This is a genomic window from Pseudomonas sp. ANT_H12B, assembly GCF_008369325.1.
Taxonomy (GTDB): domain Bacteria; phylum Pseudomonadota; class Gammaproteobacteria; order Pseudomonadales; family Pseudomonadaceae; genus Aquipseudomonas.
The window spans coordinates 190,450-206,416 of the sequence record NZ_VOBI01000006.1 but is presented as its reverse complement, the minus strand read 5'-3'; the positions used below and the strand labels follow the sequence as shown (position 1 = coordinate 206,416).

Annotated in this window: 12 protein-coding genes; 9 read left to right on the top strand and 3 right to left on the bottom strand. The window is 59.2% G+C overall.

The genetic code is table 11. The features are described from left to right. Positions 1 to 3 precede the first annotated feature (3 nt). The 3 genes from mupP to FQ185_RS12040 are packed head-to-tail and all read right to left on the bottom strand — an operon-like array spanning position 4 to position 2,769. Positions 4 to 675, bottom strand: coding sequence for an N-acetylmuramic acid 6-phosphate phosphatase MupP (mupP, locus tag FQ185_RS12050; protein ID WP_149417630.1), 672 nt, complete (start codon positions 673 to 675; stop codon positions 4 to 6). A 4-nt stretch (positions 676 to 679) separates the two neighbouring features. Further along, positions 680 to 1,378, bottom strand: a complete 699-nt coding sequence (gene ubiG, locus FQ185_RS12045) for a bifunctional 2-polyprenyl-6-hydroxyphenol methylase/3-demethylubiquinol 3-O-methyltransferase UbiG (protein ID WP_033055822.1) — start codon at positions 1,376 to 1,378, stop codon at positions 680 to 682. Positions 1,379 to 1,434: 56 nt separating this feature from the next. Next, positions 1,435 to 2,769 (bottom strand): TRZ/ATZ family hydrolase, encoded by a 1,335-nt coding sequence (locus FQ185_RS12040; protein WP_149417629.1) that lies wholly within the window; start codon positions 2,767 to 2,769, stop codon positions 1,435 to 1,437. A gap of 108 nt (positions 2,770 to 2,877) precedes the next feature. Between FQ185_RS12040 and mtnA the strand changes: the two genes are divergently transcribed. The 9 genes from mtnA (at position 2,878) to FQ185_RS11990 (ending at position 15,824) form a co-directional block, all read left to right on the top strand. Further along, the gene (gene mtnA, locus FQ185_RS12035; protein ID WP_149417628.1) at positions 2,878 to 3,954 is read left to right on the top strand and encodes an S-methyl-5-thioribose-1-phosphate isomerase; all 1,077 of its coding nucleotides are present in this window, start codon (positions 2,878 to 2,880) and stop codon (positions 3,952 to 3,954) included. A 425-nt stretch (positions 3,955 to 4,379) separates the two neighbouring features. After that, positions 4,380 to 7,037, top strand: coding sequence for a DNA gyrase subunit A (gene gyrA / locus FQ185_RS12030; protein ID WP_149417627.1), 2,658 nt, complete (start codon positions 4,380 to 4,382; stop codon positions 7,035 to 7,037). Positions 7,038 to 7,285: 248 nt separating this feature from the next. Next, positions 7,286 to 8,371, top strand: a complete 1,086-nt coding sequence (gene serC / locus FQ185_RS12020; RefSeq protein WP_149417626.1) for a 3-phosphoserine/phosphohydroxythreonine transaminase — start codon at positions 7,286 to 7,288, stop codon at positions 8,369 to 8,371. Next, positions 8,371 to 9,465, top strand: a complete 1,095-nt coding sequence (pheA, locus tag FQ185_RS12015) for a prephenate dehydratase (protein WP_029298704.1) — start codon at positions 8,371 to 8,373, stop codon at positions 9,463 to 9,465. Before serC ends, pheA begins: the two co-directional genes overlap by 1 nt. A 12-nt stretch (positions 9,466 to 9,477) precedes the next feature. Then, on the top strand, positions 9,478 to 10,590 hold the full coding sequence (gene hisC / locus FQ185_RS12010) for a histidinol-phosphate transaminase (protein WP_149417625.1): 1,113 nt from the start codon (positions 9,478 to 9,480) through the stop codon (positions 10,588 to 10,590). A 28-nt stretch (positions 10,591 to 10,618) separates the two neighbouring features. Beyond that, complete coding sequence (locus FQ185_RS12005) at positions 10,619 to 12,826, top strand: bifunctional prephenate dehydrogenase/3-phosphoshikimate 1-carboxyvinyltransferase (RefSeq protein ID WP_256730404.1); 2,208 nt, start codon at positions 10,619 to 10,621, stop codon at positions 12,824 to 12,826. Continuing rightward, positions 12,823 to 13,512, top strand: coding sequence for a (d)CMP kinase (gene cmk, locus FQ185_RS12000; protein ID WP_149417623.1), 690 nt, complete (start codon positions 12,823 to 12,825; stop codon positions 13,510 to 13,512). Before FQ185_RS12005 ends, cmk begins: the two co-directional genes overlap by 4 nt. A gap of 120 nt (positions 13,513 to 13,632) precedes the next feature. Next, a complete protein-coding gene (rpsA, locus tag FQ185_RS11995) occupies positions 13,633 to 15,327 on the top strand; it encodes a 30S ribosomal protein S1 (RefSeq protein WP_059406800.1) in 1,695 nt (564 codons plus the stop codon). 218 nt (positions 15,328 to 15,545) lie between these two features. Next, complete coding sequence (locus tag FQ185_RS11990; protein WP_149417622.1) at positions 15,546 to 15,824, top strand: hypothetical protein; 279 nt, start codon at positions 15,546 to 15,548, stop codon at positions 15,822 to 15,824. Positions 15,825 to 15,967: the final 143 nt, after the last annotated feature.

Genomic DNA, 15,967 nt, shown 5'->3' with positions numbered 1-15,967 from the left:
CACTCAGCAGCTACAGAGGGCGCTATCCAAAACCTTACGCAACTCCAGCGGATGATCGACCACCACATCCGCGCCCCAATGCCGCGGATTATCGTCCGGATGAATGTAGCCATAGGTCACGGCGGCCGTCTTGGTGCCGGCATCTCGGCCCGACTCGATATCGCGCAGGTCATCACCCACGAACAGCACGCTGGCCGGGTCCAGGTCGAGCATCTTGCACGCGAGAATCAACGGCTCCGGGTCCGGTTTGCTGTTCTTCACATGGTCCGGGCAGATCAACAGTGCCGAACGTTCGGCCAGTCCCAGCTGCTGCATGATCGGCTCGGCGAATCGCAGAGGTTTGTTGGTGACCACACCCCAGATCAGATTGGCTTTCTCGATATCAGCCAATAGTTCACTCATGCCGTCAAACAGCTTGCTGTGAACGGCGCAACCTTTGAGGTAACGCTCCAGGAACTCCAGGCGCAACGCCTCGAACCCTGGCGATTCCGGGTCCATGGAGAAAGTCACCGCGACCATCGCCTTGGCGCCGCCAGAGATCTCGTCGCGAATGTGTTTATCGTTTATTGGCGGCAAGCCGCGATCAGCACGCATCGCCTGGCAGATGGCAATGAAGTCCGGCGCGGTGTCGAGCAGGGTGCCGTCCATGTCGAAAAGGACTGCTCTGATACGCATCGGCTTACTCCTCGCGCAGGGTCTGGATCATATAGTTGACGTCAACATCGGACGCCAGTTTGTAGTGCTTGGTCAGCGGGTTGTAGGTCAGCCCGATGATGTCCTTGACGGTCAGGCCCGCCATGCGGCTCCACGCACCCAGCTCGGACGGGCGGATGAATTTCTTGAAGTCGTGGGTGCCGCGCGGCAGCAACTTCATGATGTATTCGGCGCCCACGATGGCGAACAGATACGCCTTCGGATTGCGGTTGATGGTGGAGAAGAACACTTGGCCACCCGGCTTGACCATGCGAAAGCAGGCGCGGATCACCGAGGACGGATCCGGTACGTGCTCGAGCATTTCCAGGCAGGTGACCACGTCGAACTGCTCGGGCATTTCTTCTGCCAGGGCTTCGGCGGTGATCTGCCGGTACTCGACACTCACGCCCGACTCCAGTTGATGCAGTTGCGCGACCGCCAGCGGCGCTTCGCCCATGTCGATGCCCATTACGGTCGCGCCGCGTTGGGCCATGGCTTCGCTGAGGATGCCGCCGCCGCAGCCAACGTCCAGGACCTTCTTGCCGGCCAGGTTGACCCGTTCGTCAATCCAGTTGACCCGAAGCGGGTTGATGTCGTGCAGCGGTTTGAACTCGCTTTCGCGGTCCCACCAGCGATGGGCCAGGGCCTCGAATTTGGCGATTTCGGCGTAGTCGACGTTGCTCATGGTTAAGTCCTCTAAAACTTGAAAAATCCTGTTGCCCCGGTGTTCGGCCGGGGGGCTTACGATTCGGTATGGCCGCTGATGCGTCGGCCCCAGGCCTTGGCCGTGGCGCAGAGTTGTTCTTCATCCAGGCGCGTCAGGCGCTTGTCGTCGAGCAGTTGCTTGCCGGCGACCCACAGGTGTTTCACGCAGTCCCGACCGGTGGCGTATATAAGTTGCGAAACCGGGTCGTAGATCGGTTGCTGTGCCAGACCCGACAGATCGAAAGCCACGATGTCTGCCGCTTTGCCGACTTCCAGCGAACCGACTTCAGCTTCGATCCCCAGCGCGCGGGCACCGTTGAGCGTGGCCATGCGCAAGGCGCTATGGGCGCCCAGCGCAGTGGCCGAGCCGGCGACAGCCTTGGCCAGCAACGCGGCGGTACGGGTTTCGCCGAGCAGGTCCAGGTCATTATTGCTGGCCGCGCCATCGGTGCCGATGGCCACATTGACGCCAGCCTGCCACAAACGCTCCACGGGGCAGAAGCCGCCGGCCAGCTTCAGGTTCGATTCCGGGCAATGAATCACATTGGTGTTGCTTTCTACCAGCAACACCAGGTCTTCATCGCTGATCTGAGTCATATGAACGGCCTGGAAGCGCGGCCCCAAAAGGCCCAGGCGCCCGAGACGGGCTAGCGGGCGTTCGCCGCGCTGCTCGATGGACTGCTGCACTTCATAAGCGGTTTCATGCACGTGCATGTGAATCGAGGCGTCCAGTTCTTCGGCAATCACCCGGATTTTCTCCAGGTTTTCGTCGCCCACGGTGTAGGGTGCATGGGGGCCGAAGGTGACTTTGATGCGCTCGTGGTGCTTGAGATCGTTGAACAGTTCGACGCCCTGACGAATGGCATCGTCCGCCGTACTGGCGCCCGGGATCGGGAAATCGAGGATCGGAATGGCGATTTGCGCGCGAATGCCACTGTTGTGGGCGCGTTCGCTGGCAACCTTCGGGAAGAAATACATGTCAGAGAAGCAGGTGATACCACCTTTGATCTGTTCGGCAATCGCCAAATCAGTGCCATCACGCACGAACGCCTCGTCGACCCACTTGGCTTCGGCCGGCCAGATGTGGTTTTCCAGCCAGGTCATCAGGGGGAGGTCATCTGCCAGGCCGCGGAACAGTGTCATCGCCGCATGCCCGTGGGCGTTGATCAAGCCAGGACAGAGCAACATGTCCGGCAGTTCGCGGATTTCGGTTGCGTCAAGCTTCAGCGCAGCCGACCGTGGGCCGATAAAGACAATGCGCCCGTCGCGGATGCCCAGGCCATGCTCTTTGAGGACAACGCCAGCGGGTTCGACGGGTACCAGCCAGGTCGGCAGCAACAACAAGTCGAGCGCAACGGCAGTGTTCGGCATCGAGAGTCGGTTCCAGAGCTTTTGTAAAGGATGGCGAAGTATACCCGAGCGTCTTCGCGGGGGGATCGCTATAATCGACGGCTTTTGTTCATGAGTGCGGGGTGAGGGATGCGCGATCGACTGTTGGCTGCGGAGAAGGTGAAGGCCATCGATTGGCGCGATGGCGCTCTGTACCTGTTGGATCAGCGTATTTTGCCGTTCGAGGAAACGTGGATCGCCTACACCAGCGCCGCTGGCGTGGCCGAGGCCATTCGTTCGATGGTGGTGCGCGGCGCGCCGGCCATTGGCATCAGTGCCGCCTATGGCGTCGTGCTGGCGGCCCGCGCCCGGTTTGCCGAGGGTGACAACTGGCAAGCGGCGCTGGAAGAGGATTTCGCGCTGCTCGCCGACTCACGTCCGACCGCGGTCAACCTGTTCTGGGCCCTGGGCCGCATGCGCGACCGGCTGGAGCGCCTGAAACATCACGCCGATCCGCTGGCGGTGCTGGAAGCCGAAGCCATCGCCATTCATGAAAGCGATCGCGAAGCCAACCTGACCATGGCGCAGTTGGGCGTGGACCTGATCCGCAAGCATCAGGGCAATGCTCAGGCAATCCTGACCCACTGCAACACTGGCGCGCTGGCCACCGGCGGCTTCGGTACGGCGCTGGGGGTGATTCGCGGGGCGTTCATCGAAGGCATGGTCGAGCGCGTCTACGCCGACGAAACCCGCCCCTGGCTGCAAGGTTCACGCTTGACCGCGTGGGAGTTGGCCAACGAAGGCATTCCCGTGACCATCAATGTCGATGCCGCCGCTGCCCACATCATGAAAACCAAGGGCATTACCTGGGTGATCGTCGGCGCCGACCGGATCACCGCCAATGGCGACGTGGCCAACAAGATCGGGACCTATCAACTGGCGGTGAACGCCATGCACCACGGCGTGCGCTTCATGGTGGTCGCGCCGAGTTCGACCATCGACATGAACCTGGCCAGTGGCGACGACATTCCCCTCGAAGAGCGTGACGGTCGCGAACTGCTGGAAGTCGGCGGCAAGCGTGTGGGGGCGGATGTCGATGCGTTCAACCCGGTGTTCGACGTGACCCCGGCAGATTTGATCGATGTGATCGTCACTGAAAAGGGCATCGTCGAGCGTCCGGATACCACGAAAATGGCGCAGTTGATGTGTCGTAAGCGGCTGCATTGATGATCGCTGGCGTCTGATCAATTGCTATCGCGGGCAAGCCCGCTTCCACAGGTTTTGTGAGTGCAACAGAACCTTGTGGGAGCGGGCTTGCCCGCAAATAGGCCCTGAAAGTCAATGAAGCAGTCAGAATCAGACTGAATTCTTCATTCAACATGTCTCTAAGCCTCTCTCGTCCCCTTCAAGCCTGTCACCGGTCAACTAACTATGCTCCATGCGCATCTGGGGGATAGGTGCGTGGCGGCTCTTGTGATAACATCCGGCGTTTTCCGAGGCACTCCCACGGGGTTGTCTTTACTGCGCAAATCCATGGCATAACTCGTTGATTTGTCGTAAGTCGGTGCATGGCACTCAGCCTGCAGCGGCGAGCTTCGTTCGTCCCAAATGGATGTGACGAAGTTTCACCAGAAAAAGGAATCAGGCTTCTCATGGGCGAACTGGCCAAAGAAATCCTCCCGGTCAATATCGAAGACGAGCTGAAGCAGTCCTACCTCGACTACGCGATGAGCGTAATTGTCGGGCGGGCACTGCCGGATGCGCGCGATGGCTTGAAGCCCGTGCACCGGCGTGTGCTGTTCGCGATGAGCGAGCTGGGCAACGACTTCAACAAGCCGTACAAGAAATCTGCCCGTGTTGTCGGTGACGTGATCGGTAAGTATCACCCTCACGGTGATACCGCGGTGTACGACACCATCGTTCGGATGGCGCAGCCATTCTCGCTGCGTTACCTGCTGGTAGACGGTCAGGGCAACTTCGGTTCCGTGGACGGCGACAACGCCGCGGCCATGCGATACACCGAAGTGCGCATGACCAAGCTGGCGCACGAGCTGCTGGCTGACCTGCACAAAGAAACCGTGGACTGGGTGCCGAACTACGACGGCACCGAAATGATCCCCGCGGTCATGCCGACCCGTATTCCCAACCTGTTGGTCAACGGCTCCAGCGGTATCGCCGTGGGCATGGCGACCAACATCCCGCCACACAACCTCGGTGAAGTCATCGACGGTTGCCTGGCGCTCATCGACAACCCAGAGTTGACCATCGATGAGCTGATGCAATACATCCCGGGTCCGGACTTCCCGACCGCCGCGATCATCAACGGTCGCGCCGGCATCATCGAAGCCTACCGCACCGGTCGCGGGCGCATTTACATGCGCGCCCGCTCGATGATCGAAGACATCGACAAGGTCGGTGGCCGTCAGCAGATCGTCATCACCGAACTCCCCTACCAGCTGAACAAGGCGCGTCTGATCGAGAAGATCGCCGAGCTGGTTAAAGAGAAGAAGCTCGAAGGCATCACCGAACTGCGCGACGAGTCCGACAAGGACGGTATGCGCGTCGTGATCGAGCTGCGTCGCGGTGAAGTGCCTGAGGTGATCCTCAATAACCTCTACGCCCAGACCCAGCTGCAAGCGGTGTTCGGCATCAACATCGTCGCGCTGATCGACGGCCGTCCGCGGATCCTGAACCTCAAGGACCTGCTGGAAGCCTTCGTTCGTCACCGTCGTGAAGTCGTTACCCGTCGTACCGTGTTCGAACTGCGTAAAGCCCGCGAACGTGGTCACATTCTGGAAGGTCAAGCGGTTGCCCTGTCGAACATCGACCCGGTCATCGCCCTGATCAAAGCCTCGCCAACGCCGTCGGAAGCCAAGGAAGCGCTGATCAAGACGGCGTGGGAATCTTCTGCCGTGGTCGCGATGGTCGAACGTGCCGGTGCCGATTCGTGCCGTCCAGAGACCCTGGACCCGCAATACGGTCTGCGCGAAGGCAAGTACTTCCTGTCGCCGGAACAGGCGCAAGCCATTCTGGAACTGCGTCTGCACCGTCTGACCGGTCTGGAGCACGAAAAGCTGCTGGCCGAGTATCAAGAGATCCTCAACCAGATCGGCGAACTGATCCGCATCCTCAGCAGCGCTACGCGCCTGATGGAAGTGATCCGCGAAGAGCTGGAAGTGATCCGCGCCGAATACGGCGACGTACGCCGCACCGAGATTCTCGATGCCCGTCTCGACCTGACCCTGGGTGACATGATCCCGGAAGAAGAGCGCGTCGTGACCATTTCCCACGGTGGCTACGCCAAGACCCAGCCATTGGCTGCGTACCAGGCGCAGCGTCGCGGTGGTAAAGGAAAATCGGCGACCGGCGTCAAGGATGAGGACTACATCGCTCACCTGCTGGTTGCCAACAGCCACACCACGCTGCTGCTGTTCTCCAGCAAAGGCAAAGTGTACTGGCTGAAAACCTACGAAATCCCGGAAGCCTCCCGCGCTGCCCGTGGTCGTCCGTTGGTCAACCTGCTGCCGCTGGGCGATGGTGAGTACATCACCACCATGCTGCCGGTCGAGGAATACACCGAAGGTCACTACATCTTCATGGCCACCGCTAACGGCACCGTGAAGAAGACCCCGCTGGAATCCTTCAGCCGTCAACGCAGCGTCGGTCTGATCGCGCTGGAACTGGACGAAGGTGACGTGCTGATTTCTGCCTCCATTACCGATGGCGCGCGCGAAGTCATGCTGTTCTCCGATGGCGGCAAGGTGACTCGCTTCAAGGAAACCGACGTTCGCGCCATGGGCCGTACCGCTCGCGGTGTGCGCGGCATGCGCCTGCCGGAAGGCCAGAAGCTGATTTCCATGCTGATCCCGGAAGAAGGCAGCCAGATCCTCACGGCTTCGGCCCGTGGTTTCGGCAAGCGCACGGCGATCACCGAGTTCCCTGAGTACAAACGTGGTGGTCAAGGCGTTATCGCCATGGTCAGCAACGACCGCAACGGCCGTCTGGTCGGTGCAGTCCAGGTGCTCGACGGCGAGGAAATCATGCTGATTTCCGACCAGGGCACCCTGGTTCGTACGCGTGTTGATGAAGTCTCCAGCCTGGGCCGTAACACCCAGGGCGTGACCTTGATCAAACTGGCCAGCGATGAAAAGCTGGTAGGTCTGGAACGGGTTCAGGAACCGTCGGAAGTCGAAGGTGAAGAGCTGGAAGAAGGTGAAGAGGGTGCAGTGTTCGACGGTGAAGTCGTGATTGACGACGTTGTCGAAGATCAGCAACTCGACGCCGCAGCCGACGAAGAACCGCAGGAATAAGCGGGCAAGCGGGGGGCGGATGAGAATTCGCCCCCTTGTTGTTTGTCCATAATGAAATATCGACACCTTTTGGAAATCCCTTGTGGGAGCGAGCCTGCTCGCGATGCAGGCGCCGCGATACGTCCGAAGCACCGCGGTGATGCAATCGCGAGCAGGCTCGCTCCCACAAATGTTTGCTTCAGCAGGGACCCGTGTCGATTGATGTTGTGATTTATTGCGTGAACCACCAAATCAGAGCGAGATTGGATGTGAGCAAGAGAGCCTATAACTTCTGTGCCGGTCCTGCGGCACTTCCCGAAGCTGTCCTGCGGCGCGCTCAGGGTGAACTCCTCGATTGGCACGGCAAAGGCCTGTCGGTCATGGAAATGAGCCATCGCAGTGATGAGTTCGTGTCCATCGCCACCAAGGCCGAGCAGGATCTGCGTGATCTGCTGAATATCCCCTCGAACTATAAAGTGCTGTTTCTGCAAGGTGGCGCCAGCCAGCAATTTGCTCAGATCCCTCTGAACCTGTTGCCTGAAGGCGGCACTGCCGACTATATCGACACCGGTATCTGGTCGCAGAAAGCCATCGAAGAAGCCTCGCGCTACGGCCACGTCAACGTTGCCGCTACCGCCAAGCCTTACGACTATTTCGCTATTCCCGGTCAGAACGAATGGACGCTCTCTGCAGACGCGGCCTACGTTCACTACGCGCCGAACGAAACCATTGGTGGTCTGGAATTCAACTGGGTTCCGCAAACCGGTGATGTTCCGTTGGTCGCCGACATGTCTTCGGACATCCTCTCGCGTCCGATCGATGTTTCGCGCTTCGGCATGATCTACGCCGGCGCCCAGAAAAACATCGGCCCGAGCGGCGTCGTCGTGAACATCATTCGCGAAGACCTGCTGGGGCACGCCCGTTCCTTGTGCCCGACCATGCTCAACTACAAGGTCGCGGCGGATAACGGCTCGATGTACAACACCCCGCCAACCCTGGCCTGGTACCTCTCGGGTCTGGTATTCGAGTGGCTGAAAGAGCAGGGTGGTGTTGAAGCCATCGGCAAGCTCAACGAAGTGAAACAGCGCACGCTGTACGACTTCATCGACGCCAGCGGCTTGTACAGCAACCCGATCAACAAGTCGGACCGCTCGTGGATGAACGTGCCGTTCCGTCTGGCTGACGATCGTCTGGACAAACCATTCCTGACCGGTGCCGAAGAGCGTGGTCTGTTGAACCTCAAGGGCCACCGTTCCGTGGGCGGCATGCGTGCCTCCATCTATAACGCCGTCGACATCGTTGCGGTCAACGCACTGGTTTCGTACATGGCAGAGTTCGAGAAGGAACACGGCTAATGTCTGAGCAAGAACTCAAGGCACTGCGCGTTCGCATTGATGCCCTGGACACCAAGGTCCTGGAGCTGATCAGCGAGCGAGCACGCTGCGCCCAGGAAGTTGCGCGAGTAAAGATGGCCTCGCTGGCCGAAGGCGAAGTGCCGGTGTTCTATCGTCCTGAGCGCGAAGCTCAGGTGCTCAAACGTGTCATGGAACGCAATCAGGGGCCGCTGGGCAACGAAGAGATGGCGCGGCTGTTCCGCGAAATCATGTCCTCGTGCCTGGCCCTCGAACAGCCGCTGAAAGTGGCTTACCTCGGCCCTGAAGGCACCTTCACCCAGGCCGCGGCCATGAAACACTTCGGCCACGCCGTGATCAGCAAGCCGATGGCGGCGATCGACGAAGTGTTCCGTGAAGTGGCAGCCGGTGCGGTGAACTTTGGCGTGGTCCCGGTGGAAAACTCCACCGAAGGCGCGGTCAACCACACCCTCGACAGCTTCCTCGAACACGACATGGTCATCTGTGGCGAAGTCGAGCTGCGGATTCACCACCACTTGCTGGTCGGTGAAAACACCAAGACCGACAGCATCAGCCGCATCTATTCCCACGCCCAGTCGCTGGCCCAGTGCCGCAAGTGGCTGGACGCACACTACCCGAATGTCGAGCGCGTGGCAGTCTCCAGCAACGCCGAGGCTGCCAAGCGGGTCAAAGGTGAGTGGAACTCGGCGGCGATTGCCGGCGACATGGCCGCTGGCTTGTACGGGCTGACCCGTCTGGCCGAGAAAATCGAGGATCGCCCGGACAACTCCACGCGATTCCTGATGATCGGCAGCCAGGAAGTGCCGCCGACCGGCGACGACAAGACCTCGATCATCGTCTCCATGAGCAACAAACCCGGCGCGCTTCACGAGTTGCTGGTGCCGTTCCACGACAACGGCATCGACCTGACACGAATCGAGACCCGTCCGTCGCGCAGCGGTAAATGGACCTACGTGTTCTTCATCGACTTCGTCGGCCACCACCGCGACCCGCTGGTCAAAGGTGTGCTGGAAAAGATCAGTCAGGAAGCAGTAGCACTCAAAGTGCTGGGTTCCTACCCGAAAGCAGTTCTCTAAGGGCGGTAGCAAATGAGTGGCAACTTCCTCGCTCTGGCACAGCCGGGCGTGCAACAACTTTCGCCTTATGTTCCGGGCAAACCCGTGGACGAACTGGCGCGTGAGCTGAACATCGATCCGTCCAGCATCGTCAAACTGGCCAGCAACGAAAACCCGTTGGGCGCCAGTCCCAAGGCGTTGGCGGCGATTCACGAAGCATTGGCCGAACTGACCCGTTATCCGGACGGCAACGGTTTTGCGCTCAAGACCTTGCTGGCCGATCAGTGCCGCGTCGAGCTCAATCAGGTGACGCTGGGCAACGGTTCCAACGACATTCTGGAGCTGGTCGCCCGTGCCTATCTGGCGCCAGGCCTGAACGCAGTGTTCAGCGAGCACGCGTTCGCGGTCTACCCGATCGTCACTCAAGCCGTCGGCGCTCAGGCCAGAGTGATCCCGGCAAAAGACTGGGGCCATGATCTGTCGGCCATGCTGGCAGCAATCGATGCCGATACCCGCGTGGTGTTCATCGCCAATCCGAACAACCCGACCGGGACCTGGTTCGGCGCCGAGGCGCTGGACGAATTCCTGCAGGACGTGCCGGAACACGTGCTGGTGGTGCTGGACGAGGCCTACATCGAATACGCCGAAGGCAGCGACTTGCCGGATGGCCTGGACTTCCTTGCGGCTTATCCGAACCTGCTGGTGTCACGCACGTTCTCCAAGGCCTATGGCCTGGCGGCATTGCGGGTCGGCTATGGCTTGTCCACCGCCGTGGTCGCCGATGTGCTGAACCGTGTGCGTCAGCCATTCAACGTCAACAGCCTGGCCCTCGCCGCTGCTTGCGCTGCGCTGCAAGATGCCGAGTATCTGGCTGAAAGCCGTCGCCTGAACGAATCCGGCATGCAGCAACTGCAAGCGGGTTTCCGTGAGCTGGGGCTGAGCTGGATTCCGTCGAAAGGCAACTTTATTTGCGTCGACGTTGGTCGTGTCGCCATGCCTGTGTTCGAGGGCTTGCTGCGCGAAGGTGTGATCGTGCGTCCGGTGGCCAATTACGGCATGCCGAACCACTTGCGCATCACTATCGGTCTGCCGGCAGAAAACAGCCGCTTCCTTGAGGCACTGACCAAGGTTCTGGCTCGTGGTTGATGTCACTGCACTGCAATCTGCTGAACCTATGATCGGTCGCCTGGTGGTGGTCGGTCTGGGGTTGATCGGCGGTTCGTTTGCCAAGGGATTGCGTGAAAGCGGGTTGTGTCGCGAAGTGGTCGGTGTCGATCTCGACCCGCAGTCGCGCAAGCTCGCGGTCGAGTTGGGTGTGGTCGATCGCTGCGAAGAAGACCTGACTGTTGCTTGTCAGGGTGCAGATGTTATCCAGTTGGCCGTGCCGATCCTTGCCATGGAAAAAATGCTCGGCCGGTTGGCTGGCATGAACCTGGGGAAAGCGATCCTGACCGATGTTGGCAGCGCCAAAGGCAATGTGGTGCGCGCCGCAACCGAAGCGTTTGGCGGCATGCCGGCGCGTTTCGTGCCGGGGCATCCGATTGCCGGTTCCGAGCAGAGCGGGGTGGAAGCTTCCAATGCCGAACTGTTCCGTCGCCATAAAGTGATTCTGACACCGCTGGATCAAACCGATCCGGCAGCCCTGGCAGTGGTCGACCGGTTGTGGCGCGAATTGGGCGCCGATGTCGAGCACATGCAGGTCGAGCGTCATGACGAAGTGTTGGCGGCGACCAGTCATTTACCGCACTTGCTGGCGTTCGGTTTGGTCGATTCGCTGGCCAAGCGCAATGAAAACCTAGAGATATTCCGTTACGCTGCCGGCGGTTTCCGCGATTTCACAAGAATCGCGGGTAGCGATCCGGTCATGTGGCACGACATCTTCCTCGCCAACCGCGAAGCTGTCCTGCGCACACTCGATACATTTCGCAGCGACCTCGACGCCTTGCGCGACGCGGTCGATGCAGGGGATGGGCACCAATTGTTGGGCGTATTCACTCGCGCCCGGGTTGCCCGCGAACATTTCAGTAAAATCCTGGCCCGCCGGGCTTATGTGGACGCTATGAACTCCAACGACCTGATTTTCCTGGCACAACCTGGTGGCCGCCTGACTGGGCGGATTCGTGTACCGGGCGATAAATCGATTTCCCACCGTTCGATCATGCTCGGCTCCCTGGCCGAAGGCGTCACCGAAGTGGAAGGTTTCCTTGAGGGCGAAGACGCCTTGGCGACCTTGCAGGCCTTCCGTGACATGGGTGTTGTGATCGAAGGTCCGCACCACGGCCGCGTGACCATTCACGGCGTCGGCCTGCATGGCCTGAAGCCTGCGCCGGGCCCGATCTATCTGGGCAACTCCGGCACCTCGATGCGTCTGCTGTCTGGCCTGTTGGCTGCGCAGAGCTTCGACAGCACCCTGACCGGTGACGCTTCGCTGTCCAAGCGGCCGATGAATCGCGTGGCCAACCCATTGCGGGAAATGGGCGCCGTGATCGAAACCGCCGCTGAAGGTCGTCCACCGATGATCATCCGTGGTGGCAACAAGCTCAAAGGCCTGACCTACACCATGCCGATGGCCAGTGCCCAGGTTAAATCCTGCCTGCTGCTGGCGGGTTTGTACGCCGAAGACAAGACCACCGTCACCGAGCCTGCGCCGACCCGCGACCACACCGAGCGCATGCTGCGTGGCTTCGGCTACCCGGTCACCGTCAACGGTGCGACAGCTTCGGTCGAATCCGGCCACAAGTTGACCGCCACCCACATTGAAGTGCCGGGCGACATCTCGTCTTCCGCGTTCTTTCTGGTGGCTGCGTCGATCGCCGAAGGTTCGGAGTTGGTGCTTGAGCACGTTGGCATCAACCCGACCCGTACCGGCGTGATCGACATCCTGCGTCTGATGGGCGCTGACATCACCCTGGAAAACCAGCGTGAAGTCGGCGGCGAGCCGGTCGCTGATCTGCGCGTACGTGCAGCTAAACTCAAAGGTATCGAGATTCCCGAAGCGCTGGTTCCGCTGGCCATCGACGAATTCCCGGTGCTGTTCGTGGCCGCCGCCTGTGCCGAAGGGCGCACCATCCTGCGTGGCGCCGAAGAGCTGCGGGTTAAAGAGTCGGACCGAATTCAGGTCATGGCCGATGGCTTGCTGGCGCTGGGCGTCAAATGCGAACCGACCCCGGACGGCATCATTATCGACGGCGGCCAGATCGGCGGCGGCGAAGTGCACGGCCACGGCGATCACCGGATTGCCATGGCCTTCAGCGTGGCTTCGCTGCGTGCCACCGCACCGATCCGAATTCATGATTGTGCCAACGTCGCGACGTCGTTCCCGAACTTCCTCGCGCTGTGCGCGCAGGTCGGTATCCGTGTTGCACAAGAGGCTCAGTCGTGATTATCAAGCCACCGGTCATCACCATCGACGGCCCGAGCGGGTCGGGCAAGGGCACTATCGCCGGGATTCTGGCCAGGCGCCTGGGCTGGTGCCTGCTGGATTCCGGTGCGCTGTACCGTCTGCTGGCGTTCGCGGCTCGTAACCATGGCGTCGATCTGACCAATGAAGAGTCGCTGAAACTGCTGGCCGCTCATCTGGACGTGCAGTTCGTCGGCGCGACCGAGGGGCATCCGCAGCGGATCATTCTCGAAGGTGACGACGTCACTGATGATCTGCGCAACGAACAAGTTGGCGCCTGGGCTTCCCAGGTCGCTGCACTTCCGGCGGTGCGTGATGCGCTGCTCCAGCGTCAGCGGGCGTTTCAGGAACCGCCGGGTCTGGTCGCTGATGGTCGCGACATGGGCACGGTGGTTTTTCCGGACGCGCCGCTGAAGATTTTCCTCACTGCCAGTGCCGAGGAGCGTGCGCGCCGTCGATACTTGCAGTTGAAGGGCAAAGTCGATGGTGTTAGTCTGTCGAGTCTGCTAGATGAGATACGTGTCCGCGATGAGCGTGACACCCAGCGTGCGGTAGCCCCGCTCAAGCCGGCGGCTGACGCCATACAGCTGGATTCCACGGAATTATCCATCGATCAGGTGCTGGAACGCATCATGAGCGAGATCGCCATTCGCGATATCGCCGGGTGACCAAGAAACACCGTAGGGGACCAGTCATAGTCTTGCGGTGTTTCTTCTAATGAACATAACCCACGTCGTCTGGGACGTGGAGATGGGCGTATCCTTCGCCCTTATTCAACAGGAATTAAAATGAGCGAAAGCTTTGCGGAACTCTTTGAAGAAAGCCTAAAAACCCTGAACCTTCAGGCAGGCTCCATCATCACCGGTGTTATCGTTGATATCGATTACCAGGCTCGCTGGGTAACCGTTCACGCTGGTCTGAAGTCTGAAGCACTCATCCCGCTTGAGCAGTTCTACAACGATGCTGGCGAACTGACTATCAACGTCGGTGACGAAGTTCACGTTGCTCTGGACTCGGTTGAAGACGGCTTTGGTGAAACCAAGCTGTCCCGTGAAAAAGCCAAGCGCGCTGAATGCTGGATTGTTCTGGAAGCAGCCTTCGCAGCCGAAGAAGTGGTCAAGGGCGTTATTAACGGTAAGGTTAAAGGCGGCTTCACTGTCGACGTTAACGGCATCCGTGCGTTCCTGCCAGGTTCTCTGGTTGACGTTCGTCCAGTGCGCGACACCACGCACCTGGAAGGCAAAGAGCTGGAATTCAAGGTCATCAAGCTTGACCAGAAACGCAACAACGTTGTCGTTTCCCGTCGTAGCGTCCTCGAAGCCGAGAACTCCGCCGAGCGTGAAGCTCTGCTGGAATCCCTGCAGGAAGGCCAACAAGTCAAAGGTATCGTCAAAAACCTCACCGATTACGGCGCATTCGTCGATCTGGGTGGCGTCGATGGCCTGCTGCACATTACCGACATGGCTTGGAAGCGTATCAAGCATCCTTCCGAAATCGTCAACGTTGGCGACGAGATCGATGTCAAGGTTCTGAAGTACGATCGCGAACGCAATCGTGTTTCCCTGGGCCTCAAGCAACTGGGCGAAGATCCATGGGTTGCTATCAAAGCCCGTTACCCAGAAAGCACTCGCGTTACCGCTCGTGTAACCAACCTGACCGACTACGGCTGCTTCGCTGAGCTGGAAGAAGGCGTTGAAGGCCTGGTACACGTTTCCGAAATGGACTGGACCAACAAGAACATCCACCCTTCGAAAGTCGTACAAGTCGGCGACGAAGTGGAAGTTATGGTTCTGGACATCGACGAAGAGCGTCGTCGTATCTCCCTCGGCATCAAGCAGTGCAAATCTAACCCATGGGAAGATTTCTCTGGCCAGTTCAACAAGGGCGATAAAATCTCCGGCACCATCAAGTCGATCACCGATTTCGGTATCTTCATTGGTCTGGACGGCGGCATCGACGGTCTGGTTCACCTGTCCGACATCTCCTGGAACGAAGTGGGCGAAGAAGCCGTTCGCCGCTTCAAGAAGGGCGACGAGCTGGACACCGTTATCCTGTCGGTTGACCCAGAGCGCGAGCGCATCTCCCTGGGTATCAAGCAACTGGAAAGCGATCCGTTCTCCGAGTACGTTCAAGAGAACGACAAAGGCGCAATCGTTAAAGGCATCGTGAAAGAAGTTGACGCTAAAGGCGCCATCATCACTCTGGCCGACGATATCGAAGCGACTCTGAAAGCCTCCGAAATCAGCCGTGACCGCGTTGAAGACGCGCGCAACGTTCTGAAAGAAGGCGAAGAAGTAGAAGCCAAGATCATCAGCGTTGACCGTAAGAGCCGCGTAATCCAGCTCTCGATCAAGTCGAAAGACGTTGAAGACGAGAAAGAAGCAATCCAGAGCCTGCGCGACAAGCCAGCGACTTCGGAACCTGCTGCTGGTCCTACCACTCTGGGCGACCTGTTGCGTGCACAAATGGAAAAACAGAACTAAGTTCTGTCAGACCATAGAAAAAGGGCGACTTCGGTCGCCCTTTTTTGTGCCTGGGATTTGATAAGTCTGGTGATCGCTTAATCCTTTGGCGTTTGACCGTGAAACCAATGGTCCCTATAAGCTGTCTCTTTCTTTAATAGGATCAATCGTTTATTTGCAGCTAGTCTTTAGCCTGAAGCGAACGACCGTCGGGCCAGGTGCTCGACCTAAGGAAGTGAATGAACAAGCTCATTGTCGCAATAGCAGTACTGACACTGGCTGGGTGTACAACTAACGCGAAGACGCACGCGGTACGCGGGGTCAGCGGTATCGAGGTCGATTGTTCGGGGTTGGGGTCCGGATGGGAGAAATGTCAAAAGCGCGCAGCCAAGGAGTGCAAGGCAGCAGGTTACAAGGTCGTGGCAAGGTCGGATGACGCCAAAGAAGAGGATGAATTCCCATTTGGCTTCAATCCTGCGGGTTACCTGACACGCACCATGCTGGTTATCTGTAGATGAGTGAGTAATGGCTCGATCAGTGTTTCAGAGCCCTTCGTGTCAAGCATCCCGATGCTGGCAAATATACGTCATAACATGGGCTGTTCAAATTCCTCCGGGCATGCTAAAACCTTTGAAGCGATTTTCCTAGCTGCTTGAAAAAG